Genomic DNA, 16165 nt, shown 5'->3' with positions numbered 1-16165 from the left:
CGAACATCGCCGCCGACAACCAGTCGGCCGCCCTCAACGACCACTCCGCGTGGTCGGACGCCCAGTCGCACGCCGCGCAGACCATCAGCGTCAAGCAGTAGCGCCGGCGCCGCGAGAACGGCCCCGGGGGCGGACCGCACCCATGCGCGGCGCGGTCCGCCCCCGGCGCCGTGCCGGGGGGGAAGCGGCGAGGACGTTGGGGGGGAGACCACAGATGACGGTGCTGGGAGACGGCACCTCCGCGCTCTACGACACCGGCCCGCAGCCCGGGCCCGGTGGCTGGCCGGTGACGTACGAGCAGGTGGCGACCGGCACCGTGCCGATCGTCGGGGTACCGGGCCGCCCGGTACCCCGGCTCAGCGCGGGACTGCGGCTGCACGGTGAGTACCAGGGTTCGGGCTTCACCGAGCCGAAGTACATCGCCCGTCGGGGGGACGGGCAGGTCGTGCAGCTGTCACGGCTGCTGTACCTCGTGGCGTCGTCCGTCGACGGCGTCCGGGACATGGACACGATCGCCCACCGGGTGAGTGCCCGGTTCGGCCGTGAGGTCAGCGGAGAAAACATCCGCTACCTGGTCGAGAACAAGCTCGAACCGCTCGGCGTGACCGTGCCCGAGGGGCAGGAGGGCGACGAGGTCGACGCCCCGCGCTCCGACCTGCTGCTCGCCCTCAAGGGCCACCGGGTGGTCTTCGACGAGCGGCGCACGGAGAAGATCGCACGGGCACTGGCCTGGCTGCACCGGCCGGCCGTGGTCGTGGCCGTGCTGCTGTCCGCCGTGGCCATGGACGTGTGGCTGTTCGGCTTCTTCGGGGCGATCGAACCGGTCCTGGAGGTCCTGGACCAGCCGCTGCTGATCCTGATCGTCTTCGTCCTCACCGTGGCCTCGCTCGTCTTCCACGAGTTCGGCCACGCCTCTGCCTGCAGATACGGCGGTGCCCGGCCCGGGTGCATCGGCTGCGGGCTCTTCCTCATCTGGCCGTCGATGTACACCGACGTCACCGACGTCTACCGGATCGGCCGCGCCGGCCGGATCCGCACCGACCTGGGCGGGGTGTACTTCAACGTCGTCTTCATGCTGGCCATGGCCGGGGCCTACTTCGCCACCGGGGCGCAGTTCTTCCTGGCCGCGGTCTACCTCGGGCACTTCGAGATCCTGGAACAGCTGATGCCGGCCGTCCGGCTGGACGGCTACTACATCCTGGGCGACCTCGCCGGAGTGCCGGACCTCTACGGCAAGATCAAGCCGATCCTTCTCTCCCTGATGCCCGGCGCCAAGGGGCGGGCGGCCCGAGCGGAGGTCGCCGGGCTGAAGAAGTCCGCGCGCACCATCGTCGCCACCTGGGTGCTGACGATGGTGCCGCTGATCGTCGGCGAGATGGGTTACGCGCTGTGGAACCTGCCGCGGATCCTCACCACGATGACGCGCTCGCTGACCGAGCAACTCCTCGGCACCGGCTCGGCGTTCGCGCACGGGCAGATCGTCGAGGGGCTCGTCGGGACCATCGGCACGATCATGCTGCTGTGCCCGATGGCGGGCGTCGTCTACCTGTCCGTGAAGATCGGCGGCCGGCTCCTGCGGGCCGCCAAGCGGTCCACGGCCGGGCGGCCCCGGCTGCGGCTGGCGCTGTCCGCCCTCGCCCTCGCCGGGCTGGCCGGGCTCAGTTACGCCTGGGTGTCCGGGATGACCCCGCAGCCGTTGCCCAAGAAGCCGCCGATCGCCCCGCTCCTGCAGCCCGGTGTGCCCACGCACGAGCCCGCGCCGCCCGACGCCTCGACGCCGGACACCGGCGGCGACGGCCCCTCGGGCCGGCCGGGCGCCGGATCCGGGTCGCCGTCGGCGGCTGCGGGGGCATCGGCACCGGGGACGTCCGCCGGGCCGTCGGGCGGGGCCTCGGACAGCGCCTCCGCATCGGCGTCGGCGTCCTCCTCCGCGCCGGGCGTCCCGGCCGGACCGACCGGTAGCGGCTCCCGGCAGCCCGAGTCCGCCGGCACCGGCTCGGCGGGAGCGTCTCCGCCGGCGCCGTCCGGACCGGCGCCCGAGCCCTCGCCGACGCCGTCGGAGAGTGTGCCGGTGTCGCCGCCGGCCAGTGTGTCGCCGCCGCCCAGCGAGTCACCGGCTCCGGTGTCGTCCTGACCCGGGCGCCCGCGCCCTCACCTCACTTCACCCTTCCTCAGGAGAGCACATGAGCAGTCATCGAAAGGAACGCTCCACCGGCCGCCCCTTCGTCCACCGCGTCGCGCGGATAGGGGTCTTCGCCGCCGGAGTGGCCGGAATGGCGACCGCCGTCCCGGCCCAGGCGGCAACCGGCCCGGCACACGCGGCCGTCGCCTCGGACCACGTGTTCAGCCACGCCGACCGGGCGCACCACACCGAGGCACGGGACTCCTTCACCGTCCGGCAGTTCGGCACCGTGAACGCCGTCGGGGTGCGCAACCAGGCCAACGCCGTCTCCGCCGGCTGTTCGGCGGACGACCACTGCCGCTCGGTCGCGCTGTCCTTCCAGATCGTCACGGTCGCCGGGGAACACACCCACCTGAACGCCGTCAACCTCAGCGACGCCGCCAACAAGGAGTGCACCGGCTGCCAGACCCTGGCCGGCGCCTACCAGTTCGTCGTCTCCACGCCGGCACCGTTCAGCCTGAACAGCGCCAGCCGGCACAAGCTGGACGACATCCACCGCAGGCTCGACGCGCTGAGCCGTTCCTCGCTGCCCGCCACCGAGCTGAGGACGCGCGTCGACGGGCTGGCCGCCGAGGTCACCGCCGTGCTGGACGACGCCGTCGCGCACGCCCCGAAGCAGCACGCGAAGCCGGCGGTCACCCTGCACCGCCACCTGGACGGCTGGCCCGGCCACTGACCCGAGCCCTGCCCGTCCCGGGCCGGCCGCCGGTTCCGCGAGCGCCCCGCCGCGGAACCGGCGGCCGGCCGTCACTCCACCCGGCGGCCGGCCGTCACTCCACTCGCTCATTGACATCGCATGTCCCCCGGCGCAGACTCGACGCCCGATCAGTGCAGAAAAGTTCACCTGGCGAACATCTGCGGGATGGCGCCCAGCCGGAGGGACAGACCGATGCGTACCACCGTCGGGATCATCGGAGCGGGGCCGGCCGGACTGCTGCTGGCGCGGCTGCTGCACCGCGCGGGCATCGACTCGGTCGTCCTGGAGAGCCGCGACCGCGCCCATGTGGAGCACCGCCAGCGCGCCGGGATCCTGGAGCAGGGCACGGTGGACGTGCTGCGCGCGGCCGGTGCCGGGGAGCGGATGGACCGCGAGGGGCTGCGCCACGACGGGATCGAGCTGCGCTTCGGCCGGCGCCGCCACCGCGTCGACTTTCCCGCACGCACCGGCGGACGGTCCGTCATGGTCTATGCCCAGACCGAGGTCTGCAAGGACCTCATCGCCCTCCGGTCGGCCGACGGCGGGCCGCTGCTGTTCGAGGCGGAGGCCCTGGCGGTCGAGGACGCGACGGGCGACCGGCCGCGCGTGCCCTTCCGGCACCAGGGCCGCGAGGACGTGCTGGAGTGTGACTACGTCGTGGGGTGCGACGGCTTCTGGGGCGTGGCCAGGAAGGCCTTCCCGGCCGCCGTCTCCCGGGTGTTCGAACGGTCGTACCCCTATGCCTGGCTCGGGATCCTCGCCGACGTCGCCCCCTCCCACGACGAGCTGGTCTACGCCCGCCACGAGCGCGGCTTCGCCCTCCTGTCCATGCGGTCCCCGTCCGTCTCCCGCCTCTACCTCCAGGTGCCCGCCGGGACCCGGGCCGAGGAGTGGACCGACGACGCGATCTGGTCCGAACTGGAGCGGCGCCTGGAGACCGACGACGACTGGACGCTGGAGCGCGGCCCCCTCACCCGGAAGTCGGTCACGCCCATGCGGTCCTTCGTGCACGAACCGATGCGCCACGGCCGGCTCTTCCTCGCCGGTGACGCCGCCCACATCGTGCCGCCGACGGGGGCCAAAGGGCTGAACCTGGCCGTCGGGGACGTCGTCACCTTCGCCCGGGCGCTCATCCACGCCGAGGAGACCGGCTCCGCGGACCTCCTCGACGCCTACTCGGCGACCTGTCTGCGCCGCATCTGGCAGGCGGAACGGTTCTCCTGCGACATGACGGTGCTGCTGCACTCCGCCCCGGACGCCACCGCCTTCGACGTCCGCCTCCAGCTGGCCCGGCTGGAGCGGATCGCCTCCTCCCGCGCGGCCGAGACCGACCTCGCCGAGGCGTACACGGGCTTCCCGCTCACCGTGGCCGGGAACAAGCCTTCCGCGTAGCGTGTTGCGCAGCACGGCGGGGGAAAGATCCTCCTCAAGTAGTATGCTCGATCCTTTGCCAATCCATTACTCTTGAGCCAAGGCTGCGCACGGCAGCCATGGAGGAGTGAAATGAGGAGCAGTAACCCGGTCTTCTCGCGACGGGGGTTCAGCCGCGACAACGGCTACGCCGGCTTCAACGCCGCACCGCAGGCCGGGTACGCACAGGGCAACCCCTACGCGCAGAATCCGTACGGGCAGAACCCTTACGCCCAGCAGGGTGTGCAGTACGGCGCTCCGCCGCAGGCCCCGGCCACCACCGACCGGATGACGATGGACGACGTCGTCATGCGCTCGGCCCTCACGCTCGGCACGGTCGCCGTCGGCGCCGTCCTCGCCTGGACGCTGCTGCCGGTCTCGGGGACCAGCTTCGGCCTCGCCTTCGGCGCCGCGATCGTCGCGATGGTGCTGGCGCTGGTGCAGAGCTTCAGGCGCACCCCGTCGCCCGCGCTGATCCTGGGTTACGCCGCCTTCGAGGGCGTCTTCCTCGGCGTCATCAGCGAGATGTACAACAGTCGCTGGAGCGGCGCCCCCTTCCAGGCCGTGCTCGGCACCCTGGCCGTCTCCGCCGCCACCCTGCTGGTCTACAAGGCCGGCTGGGTCCGCGTCACGGCCCGCTACGCCCGCATCGGTACGGCCATCGCCCTCGCCTTCGTGCTGGTCATGGCGGTCAACCTGTTGCTGGTCGCGTTCGGCGTCGCCGCGGACGGCGGCCTGCGCAGCTTCGGCCCGCTCGGCGCGATCGTCGGCATCATCGCCATCGTGCTCGGCGCGTTCTTCCTGACCCTCGACTTCAAGCAGATCGAGGACGGCATCGCCTACGGCGCCCCGCGCAACGAGTCCTGGCTCGCCGCGTTCGGCCTCACCATGACCCTGGTGTGGATCTACGTGGAGATGCTGCGACTGGTGGCGATCTTCAGCAACAACGACTAGCCGACGCGCCGGTCGTACGAGAGGGCCCCGGATTCGACCCGGGGCCCTTTCGGCGTCTCAGAGCAGCTTCCGGGCCGCCCTCCTCAGGTCGTATTCATGAACGATCGCCTTGGCGTGGCCGTACGCGAGGTCGTACTCGTGCCGGAGCCAGCTGACCTTCTCCTCGAAGCGGAACAGGGCGGGGCCTTCTTCTACGGTGCGCAGCCAGTCGGAGACTTCACGACCGGTGCAGTGCGGGATGCGGGCGAGCAGATTGCGGTGGGTCTCCTCGGAGAAGAGTTGGGACATCGGCGCCTCCGAACGCAAAGGGGATGTAAGCCGGTCCTTCACGTCACCGTGCCTGAGCGTTCGCGTATTGGCAACAGTGCGGCGCGTTACGCTCGGCGCGTGGTTGATACGACGCCCTTGACCCGAGCAGTGGAACACTTCGCCGACCGGTTGCGGGCCGCTCCGCAGAGCCGGCTGCAACGCGGCGCCGCCGCCGAGGCGCTGGCGCTGGCCAGGCAGTTGGCCCGGTGGACGCAGCGTGTGGAGGAGCCGGCCACCGAGCCGCGGGAGATGCCGGACGCGGGGATGTTCGCGGCCGCCGACCAAATTCTGGTGGCCGCGCACGACTTGGCGGTGGTGCTGGAGAGCGAGGATCAGGTCGCCGAGGCGGTGGTACTGGTGGAGGAGGCACGCAAGCGGGCGGGGGTCTGAGCGCCTCCCGCGGGTGCGGGGGCGCCGGTCGCGCCCATGCGGCGGATGCCGCGCCCGCACGGCGGGTGCCGGTGCGGCGGGGCCGCACCGTCCACGCGGCCTCGCGCCCCTTCCGGGGCGCGCTTCCCTACAGGGACGCTATGACGCGGTCCGCCAGGATGTAGACCGTCTCGTCTCCGCAGGTGAAGGTCAGGGCGTAGGCGCCGGAGATGCCCGAACCGCCGAGGAGGTACGGGGTTTCGCCCTCGCGCAGGGCCTCCGCCAGGCGCTCGGCCGTCTCACGGTGGCCCGGGGTCATGCACAGCGTGGTGCCGTCGGCGAAGACATAGACGTCGAGGGTGCCGAGGGGGCCGGGGCGCACGTCGGAGAGTTCGATCTGGTCGGCGGCCAGCTGCTCCAGCGCGGTCACCGTGCGCTCGTGGTCGTTGACGACCGGGGACTGCACCGGGACGAAGTCGGGGTGCGAGGGGTGGCGGCGGCGGGCCGCGGCCAGTTCGGCGGACTCCCCGGCGGGCTCGTCCGTCTCGGTCGTCGGCTCGGCGACCGGCTCCAGCGGCTCCAGGCCCGCGAAGTCGGCCTGGCGGGGCATGAAGGTGTCGGTGTCGGCGAGACCGAACAGCGTGGGCGCGTCGGAGGCGTCACGGGCCTCCTGGGCGGCCCAGAACGCGCGGGCCTCGGCCAGTTCCCGCTCCCGTTCCTCGGCGAGCGCCTCGGCCACGGCCGTGCGTATCTCGTCCGTGTCGGCGGCCCTGCGGGCCGCGGGCAGCAGCGCGCCCATGGCGGCCGCCTGGTTCTCGGCGAGCTGGGCCTGCAGGTCCGCGAGCTGGCGGCGCAGCTTCAGGACGGTGCGCAGGACGGCGACGCCCACGGCGCCCGTGGCGGCCGTGGTGAGCAGCAGGGCGATGGGCATGGCGCTCACTGACGTACTCCCAGGTTCAAAGTCGACCCCCGACTTCCTACATCAGCTTGAAGGGCGGACTAACCAGCTGTCAGTGCGTAACGTCACGAACCGGACAGGTCTTTGGTCTTGGCGTTCCCCCGCCCACGGCGCTGACCTGCATGGATGTCTCCGGTGAGGGAGATAGGTCACACCTTGAGGGAGATTGGATCACAAAAGGGCCCAGAACCCAGGAGTTTTCCGGGTTCCGGGCCGTTTGTGCACCTGCTGTGCCCGAGCCGCTACCGAGGGTGGATCAGCTGAGGCGCTCGATGACCATCGCCATGCCCTGGCCGCCGCCGACGCACATCGTCTCCAGGCCGAACTGCTTGTCGTGCCACTGCAGCGAGTTGATGAGGGTGCCGGTGATGCGGGCGCCGGTCATGCCGAAGGGGTGGCCGACGGCGATGGCGCCGCCGTTGACGTTCAGCTTGTCGAGGTCGATGCCGAGGTCGCGGTAGGAGGGGATCACCTGGGCGGCGAAGGCCTCGTTGATCTCGACGAGGTCGATGTCGTCGATGGTCAGGCCGGCACGGCGCAGGGCCTGCTTGCTGGCCTCCACCGGGCCGAGACCCATGATCTCCGGGGACAGGCCGGAGACGCCGGTCGACACGATGCGGGCGAGCGGGGTCAGGCCCAGCTCGCGGGCCTTGGTGTCGCTCATGATGACGACGGCGGCGGCGCCGTCGTTCAGCGGGCAGCAGTTGGCGGCGGTGACCAGGCCGTCCGGGCGGAAGACCGGCTTGAGGCCCGCCACGCCCTCCATCGTGACGCCGGCGCGCGGACCGTCGTCCTTGCTGACGACCGTGCCGTCGGGGAGGGTCACCGGGGTGATCTCGCGCTCCCAGAAGCCGCTCTTGATGGCCTCCTCGGCGAGGTTCTGCGAGCGGACGCCGAACTCGTCCATGTCCTGGCGCGTGATGCCCTTCATGCGGGCGAGGTTCTCGGCGGTCTGGCCCATCGCGATGTAGGCGTCGGGGACCAGCCCGTCCTCACGCGGGTCGTGCCACGTGGTGCCCTCCTGCTGGGCGACGGCGACGGTGCGGGCCTCGGCCTCGGCGAAGAGGGGGTTGTGCGTGTCCGGGAGGCCGTCGGAGCTGCCCTTGGCGAAACGGGAGACGGTCTCGACACCGGCCGAGATGAAGACGTCGCCCTCGCCGGCCTTGATGGCGTGCAGGGCCATGCGGGAGGTCTGGAGCGAGGAGGAGCAGTACCGGGTGACCGTGCAGCCCGGCAGGTGGTCCATGCCCATCTGTACGGCGACGATCCGGCCGAGGTTGTGGCCCTGCTCGCCGCCGGGGAGGCCGCAGCCGAGCATCAGGTCGTCGATGTCCCTGGGGTCCAGCTCCGGGACCTTGGCGAGTGCCGCCTGGATGATCGTCGCCGTGAGGTCGTCGGGGCGCAGGTCCTTGAGGGACCCCTTGCCGGCGCGGCCGATCGGAGAACGGGCGGTCGAGACGATGACGGCTTCGGGCATCACGGCTCCAGTGGCTTCCGGGGGTTTGCAGGACCGGTTGGGAAATTACCCGTCCGTACCTGCGAGGTCATCGGTGTCGGGGTGTGACACTGACCGCAATTGTCTAAGCGCTTGCTTGGCTCGTCCACCACTATTTTCCCACTCACCTCCCCGACCCGGTGGACAGACAGCCCCCACACGCCCTGGCCGAGCACCGCCCCCAACAAAAAGAGACGCACCACCAAGGCCGGGGAAGGGGACCGGGGGCGGGGGTTCGGTCCTCGCCTCTCGGCCGGGCGAGTCGGGTGGGTGGGTGGGCGGAGGGGTGAGTGAAGGGGGCCGGAGTCCCCGGGGTCAGGGGGACGGGGTGGCCGGCTCGGCCTCCGGCACGCGGCGCCGGCGGCGACGCTTCAGCAACGCCCACGGCCCCCGCGGCCCCGTCGGCATCGCCGCCGTGACCTCCGTACCCGCCTCGGACGCCGCCTCGGCCGCCGCACGGGCCACCGGCAGGAACCCCTCGCGCCGCGACACGTCCGGCCGCTCCTCCTCCGCCGGCCACAAGCCCAGCGCCGCACACACCGTCGGCAGCACCGCCATCGCCGCGGTCGCGTACCCCTCCGCCGAGGGGTGGTAGTTGTCCGGCCCGAACAGCTCCCGCGGATTCGCCTCGAACTCGGGCCCGAGCAGGTCCCCCAGCGACACCGTGCGCCCGCCCTGCTCCACCGCCCCGATGGTCTGCGCCGCGGCGAGCTGCCGCGAGGCCCGCCGGGCCAGCCACCGCAGCGGCTGCTGCACCGGCTCGATGGTGCCGAGGTCGGGGCACGTGCCGACGACCACCTCCGCCCCGGCCGTCCGCAGCCGCCGTACCGCCGCCGACAGATGCCGTACCGAACGCGTCGGCGGCATCCGGTGCGTCACGTCGTTCGCGCCGATCATGATCACGCAGACGTCGGGGGCGGCGAACGAGGGCGACAGGACCAGCGCCACCTGCCGGTCCAGGTCGTCCGACTGGGCTCCGGGAAGGGCGACGTTGCGCAGCTGGACCGGCCGTTCCGCCACGGCCGCGAGGCCCGACGCCACCAGCGCACCCGGGGTCTGGCCCGCCCGGTGCACCCCCTGCCCGGCGGCCGTGGAGTCGCCGAGCACGGCCAGTCTGAGGGGCGGTTCACCGGGGACGTCGTAGACATGGCCGTACACGCCGTCGGCCACCGGGACCCGGCCGCTGCTGCCGTTGCCCACATGGCGCCGGGCCATCTGCAGCTCGGCCAGCAGCAGGCCGACGGCGGCGGCTCCGGCCAGCCCGACCCCGCCGCCGCCGTACGCCGCACCGGCCGCGATGCGCCGGGCCACTCTCGCCCTGGACATGCTCGTCATGCCTCGCCGCCACCTCCTCGTAGCCGTACATCCACTCCTTGCCCCGTACTGCCCGTTCGTCAATCTCAACGGGGAGTGAACGCCCGCCCCGACGTCACCCGGGGGCCTTAGGCTGGCGGCACCACTACAACCACTGTTTTTGCAAGCAACCGGAGACAACGGTGCAATTCCACGACTCGATGATCAGCCTCGTCGGCAACACCCCGCTGGTGAGGCTCAACAGCGTGACCCAGGGCATCCAGGCGACCGTCCTGGCCAAGGTGGAGTACTTCAACCCGGGCGGTTCCGTGAAGGACCGCATCGCCCTGCGCATGATCGAGGCCGCCGAGGAGAGCGGAGCGCTGAAGCCGGGTGGCACGATCGTCGAGCCGACCAGTGGCAACACCGGTGTGGGCCTCGCCATCGTGGCCCAGCAGAAGGGTTACAAGTGCATCTTCGTCTGCCCTGACAAGGTGAGCACCGACAAGATCAACGTGCTGCGTGCCTACGGCGCGGAAGTGGTCGTGTGCCCGACCGCCGTGGACCCCGAGCACCCGGACTCCTACTACAACGTCTCCGACCGCCTCGTCCGCGAGACCCCCGGCGCCTGGAAGCCCGACCAGTACTCCAACCCCAACAACCCGCTCTCGCACTATCACTCGACCGGCCCCGAGCTGTGGGAGCAGACCGAGGGGAAGATCACCCACTTCGTGGCGGGCGTGGGCACCGGCGGCACCATCTCCGGCACCGGCCGCTATCTGAAGGACGCCAGCGACGGCAAGGTGAAGGTCGTCGGCGCCGACCCCGAGGGGTCCGTGTACTCGGGCGGCTCCGGGCGGCCGTACCTGGTCGAGGGCGTGGGCGAGGACTTCTGGCCCACCGCCTACGACCGGACCGTCGCCGACGAGATCGTCCCGGTCTCCGACAAGGACTCCTTCCAGATGACCCGCCGCCTCGCCAAGGAGGAGGGCCTGCTGGTGGGCGGCTCCTGCGGCATGGCCGTGGTGGCCGCGCTGCGGGTCGCCGAGCGGCTCGGCCCGGACGACGTCGTGGTCGTCCTGCTGCCCGACAGCGGCCGCGGCTACCTCAGCAAGATCTTCAACGACGAGTGGATGGCCGACTACGGCTTCCTGGAGGACGAGGGCCCCAGCGCCCGCGTCGCCGACGTCCTGAACGACAAGGTGCACGGCGCCATCCCCTCCCTGGTGCACATGCACCCGGAGGAGACCGTCGGCCAGGCCATCGAGGTGCTGCGCGAGTACGGCGTCTCGCAGATGCCGGTGGTCAAGCCGGGCGCCGGTCACCCGGACGTGATGGCCGCCGAGGTCGTCGGGTCGGTCGTGGAGCGGGAGCTGCTGGACGCCCTGTTCTCCCAGCGGGCCTCGCTGGAGGACCCGCTGGAGAAGCACATGTCGGCCCCGCTGCCCCAGGTCGGCTCCGGCGAGCCGGTCGGCGACCTGATGTCGGTGCTCGGTTCGGCGGACGCGGCGATCGTCCTGGTCGAGGGCAAGCCGACCGGTGTGGTCAGCCGGCAGGACCTGCTGGCCTTCCTGGCCAAGGGTGGGAAGCAGTAGCGAACGTGCGGTGAACGGCCCGTGCCGGCGGCGAACTTGCGGTGACCGCGGCCGTTCGTACCGTCGCGGAAGTGGTACGAGCGTGTCACGTGCGCGCAGCACCCGCTTAACACGGGTCCGGCACATTAGGGGGTGTCGGCAGGGCGGGAGCGGCTCCCCGCCCAGGCCGGCGCCGAACGGCGCCAAGGACCTCCGGAGCGGCTCCCGGACCTCCATGGACGCCATGGACGCGCAAGCCCGGCCCTGACCCGGCCCGCGTCCCTCGCGGGGACCGCCGTCGTCCCGCCCCCCGGCAACGGGGGTGCGGCGGTCCCCGCGCAACTCTTCTCAGCGGGCGGTGCTCGTCTCCCAACTGCCCAGCAGCGCTAGCCGCTCCGCCGTCTCCGAGCCGGGCTCGGGCGTGTACACCACGATCGTCTGCTCCGGGTCCCCCGGGACCGTCAGGGTCTCGTACGGCAGGGTCAGCAGGCCCGCCACCGGGTGCCGTAGCGTCTTCACGCCGTAGGCGCACTCCTTGACCTGGTGGTCCGCCCACAGGCGGCGGAAGTCCTCGCTCTTCAGGGAGAGTTCGCCGACCAGGGCGCACAGCTCGCGGTCGTCGGCGTGCAGGCCCGCGTTCAGCCGCAGGTGCGCCACCGTCTGCGCGGCGACCGCGGCCCACTCCGGGTACAGCTCCCGGCCCGCGGGGTCCAGGAAGACCTGCCGGGGCATGTTCCGCTCCTCCGGTGCCATGCGGCTGAAGCCGTTGACCGCGTCGCCGAGCGCGTTCCACGCCAGCACGTCCATCCGGCGGCCCAGCACCAGGGCCGGATGGCGTTCCATGCCGTCCAGCAGCGTCTGGATGCCCGGGCGCACCCGGGGCGTGCCGGACCGCTCGGACCGCCGCCGCCGGCGGGGGCGGGCCACCGTGCGCAGGTAGGTGTGCTCGGTCTCGTCCAGCCGCAGCACCCGCGCGATCGCGTCCAGCACGGCATCGGAGACGCTGGGTCCCCGGCCCTGCTCCAGCCGGATGTAGTAGTCCACGCTGACCCCCGCGAGCTGCGCCACCTCCTCGCGGCGCAGGCCCGGTACGCGGCGCCGCCCGTGCGCGGGCAGCCCTACTTCCTCGGGCCGTATCCGGGCGCGGCGTGAGCGCAGGAAGTCGCCCACTTCTCCTTCGGTCCAGTCCCCGTTCATGGGGCGATCGTAGGTCAGGGACGGGCCGCGGAACCTGGTACCGGCAGACCCAGGAAAAGCCGTTCCCTGGGTAGGACGGCCGGGCCCGGCGAAGGTGGTGTCAGCCGCCGGGGAGCCGCCCCGGCCACCGCACCAGGGGGAACACCCATGTCGTACGAGAACCTCTCGGGCCGTACCGCCGTCGTCACCGGAGCCGCCAGCGGCATCGGCGAGGCCGTCGCGCTGCTGCTCGCCGCGCAGGGCGCCCGGGTGGCGCTGTTCGCCCGGCGCGCGGACCGGCTGGAGACCGTCGCCGAAAAGATCCGGGCCGAGGGCGGCGAGGCGCTGGCGGTGACCGCCGACGTCACCGACGACGCGTCGGTCGAGGCCGCCCGCGATCTGGTCCACGAGGCCTTCGGGCCCGTCGACCTGGTCGTCAACAACGCCGGTGTGATGCTGCCGAACCCGGTCGACGACGGACGGCTGGACGAGTGGCAGCGGATGCTCGACACCAATGTGACCGGGGTGCTGCGGGTGATCCGCGCCTTCACCGCCGACCTGGTGGCCGCGGCCGCCGGGGGCCGCACCGCCGACCTGGTGAACATCTCCTCGGTCGGCGCCCACATGGTCTTCCCCAACTACGCGGTGTACGGCGCCACCAAGGCCGCCGTCACCTTCCTCTCGCAGTCCCTGCGCGCCGAGTTCGGGCCGCGCGACGTGCGGGTCACCAACATCGAGCCGGGGCTCACGGAGACCGAACTGAAGGAGCACGTCGACAGCGAGGAGCTGTCGGGGCAGCTGGACGGCATGGTGGAGGCGATCGGGACCCTCTCGGCGGCGGAAGTCGCGGACGTCGTCGCCTACGTGGCCGACCGCCCCCGCCACGTCAACCTGCGCCAGATCATGGTGCTGCCGACCCGGCAGGCCTGAGCCGGGTCACTTCTCCCAGTCGCCGTCCTGGGCGGCGGACCCGCGCCGCCGGGTGCCGAACAGGCCGGGGTGGGTGCGGGCGGCCTGTACGGCGTTGACGCCGACGATGCCGCCCCAGGTGACCAGCAGACCGGCGAGATGGGCGTTGTAGGCGCCGATCGCGGACAGCGGGACGGCCAGCACCAGCGAGACGATGGCGAAGCCGAAGCGCTCGGCCCAGGAGTCGGTGGCCTTCGGCGCACGGGAATCACGGGCGACCACCATCTGTGCCTCCGCCATCTGCCGCCGCACCCGCCGCTCGACCGAGCCGTCGATCCGCTGGTCGACCTTCTCCAGGAACGAGTCCACCAGGGCGGATTCGTACTCCTCGCCCAGCTCCCTGCGGGCCTGCAGGGTTGCGTTGAGTTCCTTCTTGAGGTCGGCGTCCCGCGCGTCCATTGCCGTCATACGCCTCACGTTAGAGAGTCGGGGCGCCCGCCGCACTGGGGATAGCCCCCCTGTTCGGGGTGGGGGCCGCCGGGAGGACGCCCAGTGACTCCAGCACCCGGCGGTGACCGTGCCCGACCCCGCTGATGCGGACCTCGACGCCCTGCCCGCGCAGCTCGGTGACCGCGTCCTTCAGCGCCAGTGCCCCGGTCGCGTCCACCGCCGTCAGCCCGGACAGCCTGAGGTCGACCGCCGAGACGCCGTCGTGCAGGTCGTCCAGGCTGCGCCGGAAGCGGTGAGCGGCGGCGAACAGCAGCGGGCCGTCGAACCGGTAGGCCACCGTGCCCGCCTCGCCCGGGAGTTCGTCGGCGGCGGCCGGGGTGAGCCGGGTGCCGCCGACCGCGGCGCGCAGCGCCAGCAGCACCGAGACGCCGAGCCCGATCAGCACCGCCCGCACCAGGTCCAGGGCGAGGGTGGCGCCGGCGGTGAGGACGAGCACCAGCGCGTCGCCGCGGGTGGCCTTCGCCATCGCCCGGACCGCGTCCCGCTCCACCATCCGTACGGCGGTCGCCAGCAGCACTCCGGCCAGTGCGGCCAGCGGGATGCGGCCCACCAGCGGGGCGGCGAGGGCCGCGATCGCGGCGAGGAACACGGCGTGCGAGAGCGCGGCCAGCCGGGAGGCGGCGCCGGTGCGGACGTTGACCGCCGTGCGCGCGATGGCGCCGGTCGCCGGGACCCCGCCGAACAAGGGGGCGGCGAGGTTGGCGATGCCCTGCCCGAACAGCTCCTTGGACGGGTCGTGCCGCTCGCCGGGCCGCAGCCCGTCGGCGACCGACGCCGACAGCAGGGACTCCAGGGCGGCGAGCGCGGCCACCGCGGCGGCCGGGGCGAGCAGGGAGGGGAGCCGGGACAGGTCCAGGAAGGAGAGGGAGGGCGCGGGCAGGGACGCCGGGAGCGTGCCGATGCGGGTGACGGGCAGCCGCAGTGCCTCGGCGGCGGCGGTCGTGGCGACGACGGCCACCAGGGAGAAGGGGACGGCAGGTTTCCAGCGGGCGCCGGCCAGCACGACGGCCGCCGCGCCCGCCGCGAGCAGCAGGGCCGGCCAGTGCGGTGCGCGCCCGAACTCGCGCGCCGCCCGCGCGGCGATCACGGCGACCTGCTCGCCGCGCGGGGTGGGCACGCCGAGCGCGGCGGGCACCTGCTGGAGGGCGATCACACCGGCGATGCCCAGGGTGAAACCGGCGATCACCGGTGCGGGGACGTACGCCATCGCGGCGCCCGCCCGGGCGAAGGCGAGGACCAGCAGCAGAACGCCCGCCATCAGGCCGACGGTGAGGACGCCGTCGGCGCCGTAGCGGTGCACGATCGGCACCAGGACCACGGTCATCGCGCCGGTCGGGCCGCTGACCTGGCGGGCGCTGCCGCCGCACAGCGCGGCCAGCGTCCCGGCGACGACCGCCGTGGTCAGCCCGGCGGCGGCGCCGAGTCCGGAGCTGACGCCGAAGCCGAGGGCCAGGGGCAGTGCGACGACCGCCACGGTGAGCCCGCACAGCAGGTCGCGGCGCGGGGCGCGGCCCATGGACCGCAGGTCGGCGGGGGAGGGCAGGACGGACAGGACTCGGGTCAGGTTCATGGCTTCTTCAGGTGCTGTGCGGGGAGGGGGGTCAGGGCAGCGGGGACACGAGCCCGGTGTCGAGGTCGAAGCGGGCGGCTGCGACATGGGCCGGGGCGAAGGCGGGGTCGGCGCGGATCGCGTCCCGTACCCAGGCGGTGTGGGCGCGCATGGTGTGCTCGGCCCAGTCGCCGGGCAGTGCGCGGGTGCGGCGGGCGGCGGGGACGATCTCGTCCACCAGCAGTTCCAGGTGGCCCGGCACCGGCGCGCCCGTGCGCAGATGCTCCAGTGTGGCGGCGACGGCCCCGCAGCGCTCGTGTCCGAGGACCAGCACGAGCGGGACGCCCAGCTCCTCCACGCCGTACTGGACGGAGCCCAGCACGGCCTCGTCCAGCACCTGGCCGGCGGTCCTTATGCACAGCAGGTCGCCGAGTCCCTGGTCGAAGACCAGCTCCGGGGGGACGCGGGAGTCGATGCAGCCGACGATGACCGCGAAGGGGTGCTGGGCGGCGGCCAGCAGACGGCGCCGCCCGGTGCTGTCGTGCGGGTGCCGGGGGCGGCCCGCGGCATAGCGCCGGTTGCCGGCGAGGAGTTCGTCGAGGGCGTCGTGCGCGGTGACGGGCGGGCGGGGACGGGGCGCGGCCGTCGCCGGGGCGGCGGCCAGTGCGGTGACGGCGGTGGCTGTCAGGAAGGCCCTGCGGTTGGAGGCCATGACGCGTCCTCAGGTGTCGTGCCAGTAGCGCCTTTTCACGGTATGCACTCGCCCGGTCACCGTCGGTT

15 protein-coding genes are annotated in these 16165 nt (G+C 72.6%); 7 read left to right on the top strand and 8 right to left on the bottom strand.

The genetic code is table 11. From position 1 onward, the window contains the following. The first annotated feature begins 214 nt into the window (after positions 1 to 214). The 4 genes from ACZ7P3_RS26990 (at position 215) to ACZ7P3_RS26975 (ending at position 5243) form a co-directional block, all read left to right on the top strand. The gene (locus tag ACZ7P3_RS26990; protein ID WP_472085631.1) at positions 215 to 2134 is read left to right on the top strand and encodes a zinc metalloprotease; all 1920 of its coding nucleotides are present in this window, start codon (positions 215 to 217) and stop codon (positions 2132 to 2134) included. A gap of 49 nt (positions 2135 to 2183) precedes the next feature. Continuing rightward, positions 2184 to 2858 carry a hypothetical protein gene (locus ACZ7P3_RS26985; RefSeq protein ID WP_472085630.1) on the top strand — a complete coding sequence of 225 codons (675 nt, stop codon included), beginning with the start codon at positions 2184 to 2186 and terminating at the stop codon, positions 2856 to 2858. A gap of 213 nt (positions 2859 to 3071) precedes the next feature. Beyond that, on the top strand, positions 3072 to 4271 hold the full coding sequence (locus ACZ7P3_RS26980) for a 4-hydroxybenzoate 3-monooxygenase (RefSeq protein WP_472085629.1): 1200 nt from the start codon (positions 3072 to 3074) through the stop codon (positions 4269 to 4271). A gap of 111 nt (positions 4272 to 4382) precedes the next feature. Next, positions 4383 to 5243, top strand: a complete 861-nt coding sequence (locus ACZ7P3_RS26975) for a Bax inhibitor-1/YccA family protein (protein WP_472085628.1) — start codon at positions 4383 to 4385, stop codon at positions 5241 to 5243. 57 nt (positions 5244 to 5300) lie between these two features. Here ACZ7P3_RS26975 and ACZ7P3_RS26970 read toward each other — a convergent pair whose 3' ends face one another. Beyond that, positions 5301 to 5531 carry a DUF4287 domain-containing protein gene (locus ACZ7P3_RS26970; protein WP_020940491.1) on the bottom strand — a complete coding sequence of 77 codons (231 nt, stop codon included), beginning with the start codon at positions 5529 to 5531 and terminating at the stop codon, positions 5301 to 5303. Positions 5532 to 5630: 99 nt separating this feature from the next. On the opposite strand from ACZ7P3_RS26970, the gene ACZ7P3_RS26965 reads away from it, so the two are divergent. After that, entirely contained in the window at positions 5631 to 5942 is a 312-nt protein-coding gene (locus ACZ7P3_RS26965) for a hypothetical protein (protein ID WP_472085627.1), read from the top strand. A gap of 127 nt (positions 5943 to 6069) precedes the next feature. On the opposite strand, the gene ACZ7P3_RS26960 is transcribed toward ACZ7P3_RS26965, so the two are convergent. The 3 genes from ACZ7P3_RS26960 to ACZ7P3_RS26950 form a co-directional block, all read right to left on the bottom strand. Beyond that, positions 6070 to 6852, bottom strand: coding sequence for a hypothetical protein (locus ACZ7P3_RS26960; protein ID WP_472085796.1), 783 nt, complete (start codon positions 6850 to 6852; stop codon positions 6070 to 6072). Between the two features lie 283 nt (positions 6853 to 7135). Further along, the gene (locus ACZ7P3_RS26955) at positions 7136 to 8356 is read right to left on the bottom strand and encodes an acetyl-CoA C-acetyltransferase (protein WP_472085626.1); all 1221 of its coding nucleotides are present in this window, start codon (positions 8354 to 8356) and stop codon (positions 7136 to 7138) included. A 333-nt stretch (positions 8357 to 8689) separates the two neighbouring features. Continuing rightward, entirely contained in the window at positions 8690 to 9709 is a 1020-nt protein-coding gene (locus ACZ7P3_RS26950) for an SGNH/GDSL hydrolase family protein (RefSeq protein WP_472085625.1), read from the bottom strand. A 161-nt stretch (positions 9710 to 9870) separates the two neighbouring features. Here ACZ7P3_RS26950 and ACZ7P3_RS26945 point away from each other — a divergent pair, with 161 nt between their 5' ends. Then, complete coding sequence (locus tag ACZ7P3_RS26945) at positions 9871 to 11262, top strand: cystathionine beta-synthase (protein WP_472085624.1); 1392 nt, start codon at positions 9871 to 9873, stop codon at positions 11260 to 11262. A 327-nt stretch (positions 11263 to 11589) separates the two neighbouring features. On the opposite strand, the gene ACZ7P3_RS26940 is transcribed toward ACZ7P3_RS26945, so the two are convergent. Then, positions 11590 to 12438: a helix-turn-helix transcriptional regulator gene (locus tag ACZ7P3_RS26940; protein WP_472085623.1), complete on the bottom strand. Its 849-nt coding sequence runs from the start codon at positions 12436 to 12438 to the stop codon at positions 11590 to 11592. A 147-nt stretch (positions 12439 to 12585) separates the two neighbouring features. On the opposite strand from ACZ7P3_RS26940, the gene ACZ7P3_RS26935 reads away from it, so the two are divergent. Further along, on the top strand, positions 12586 to 13347 hold the full coding sequence (locus ACZ7P3_RS26935) for an SDR family oxidoreductase (protein WP_472085622.1): 762 nt from the start codon (positions 12586 to 12588) through the stop codon (positions 13345 to 13347). Positions 13348 to 13353: 6 nt separating this feature from the next. On the opposite strand, the gene ACZ7P3_RS26930 is transcribed toward ACZ7P3_RS26935, so the two are convergent. The 3 genes from ACZ7P3_RS26930 to ACZ7P3_RS26920 are packed head-to-tail and all read right to left on the bottom strand — an operon-like array spanning position 13354 to position 16097. Continuing rightward, positions 13354 to 13785, bottom strand: coding sequence for a hypothetical protein (locus ACZ7P3_RS26930; protein WP_472085795.1), 432 nt, complete (start codon positions 13783 to 13785; stop codon positions 13354 to 13356). Between the two features lie 19 nt (positions 13786 to 13804). Further along, positions 13805 to 15406, bottom strand: coding sequence for a SulP family inorganic anion transporter (locus ACZ7P3_RS26925; RefSeq protein ID WP_472085621.1), 1602 nt, complete (start codon positions 15404 to 15406; stop codon positions 13805 to 13807). A 31-nt stretch (positions 15407 to 15437) separates the two neighbouring features. Beyond that, positions 15438 to 16097 carry a carbonic anhydrase gene (locus ACZ7P3_RS26920; RefSeq protein ID WP_472085620.1) on the bottom strand — a complete coding sequence of 220 codons (660 nt, stop codon included), beginning with the start codon at positions 16095 to 16097 and terminating at the stop codon, positions 15438 to 15440. Positions 16098 to 16165 lie beyond the last annotated feature (68 nt).

This window comes from Streptomyces sp. NPDC107581 (assembly GCF_055657175.1).
The sequence above is the reverse complement of the archived record's forward strand: the minus strand, read 5'-3'. Positions and strand labels throughout refer to the sequence as shown.

Excerpts from the sequence above, each read along its gene's own strand:
- ACZ7P3_RS26990 (WP_472085631.1), top strand. The coding sequence starts at position 215 with ATGACGGTGCTGGGAGACGGCACCTCCGCGCTCTACGACACCGGCCCG.
- ACZ7P3_RS26985 (WP_472085630.1), top strand. The coding sequence starts at position 2,184 with ATGAGCAGTCATCGAAAGGAACGCTCCACCGGCCGCCCCTTCGTCCAC.
- ACZ7P3_RS26980 (WP_472085629.1), top strand. The coding sequence starts at position 3,072 with ATGCGTACCACCGTCGGGATCATCGGAGCGGGGCCGGCCGGACTGCTG.
- ACZ7P3_RS26975 (WP_472085628.1), top strand. The coding sequence starts at position 4,383 with ATGAGGAGCAGTAACCCGGTCTTCTCGCGACGGGGGTTCAGCCGCGAC.
- ACZ7P3_RS26970 (WP_020940491.1), bottom strand. The coding sequence starts at position 5,531 with ATGTCCCAACTCTTCTCCGAGGAGACCCACCGCAATCTGCTCGCCCGC.
- ACZ7P3_RS26960 (WP_472085796.1), bottom strand. The coding sequence starts at position 6,852 with ATGCCCATCGCCCTGCTGCTCACCACGGCCGCCACGGGCGCCGTGGGC.
- ACZ7P3_RS26955 (WP_472085626.1), bottom strand. The coding sequence starts at position 8,356 with ATGCCCGAAGCCGTCATCGTCTCGACCGCCCGTTCTCCGATCGGCCGC.
- ACZ7P3_RS26950 (WP_472085625.1), bottom strand. The coding sequence starts at position 9,709 with ATGACGAGCATGTCCAGGGCGAGAGTGGCCCGGCGCATCGCGGCCGGT.
- ACZ7P3_RS26940 (WP_472085623.1), bottom strand. The coding sequence starts at position 12,438 with ATGAACGGGGACTGGACCGAAGGAGAAGTGGGCGACTTCCTGCGCTCA.
- ACZ7P3_RS26935 (WP_472085622.1), top strand. The coding sequence starts at position 12,586 with ATGTCGTACGAGAACCTCTCGGGCCGTACCGCCGTCGTCACCGGAGCC.
- ACZ7P3_RS26930 (WP_472085795.1), bottom strand. The coding sequence starts at position 13,785 with ATGGACGCGCGGGACGCCGACCTCAAGAAGGAACTCAACGCAACCCTG.
- ACZ7P3_RS26925 (WP_472085621.1), bottom strand. The coding sequence starts at position 15,406 with ATGAACCTGACCCGAGTCCTGTCCGTCCTGCCCTCCCCCGCCGACCTG.
- ACZ7P3_RS26920 (WP_472085620.1), bottom strand. The coding sequence starts at position 16,097 with ATGGCCTCCAACCGCAGGGCCTTCCTGACAGCCACCGCCGTCACCGCA.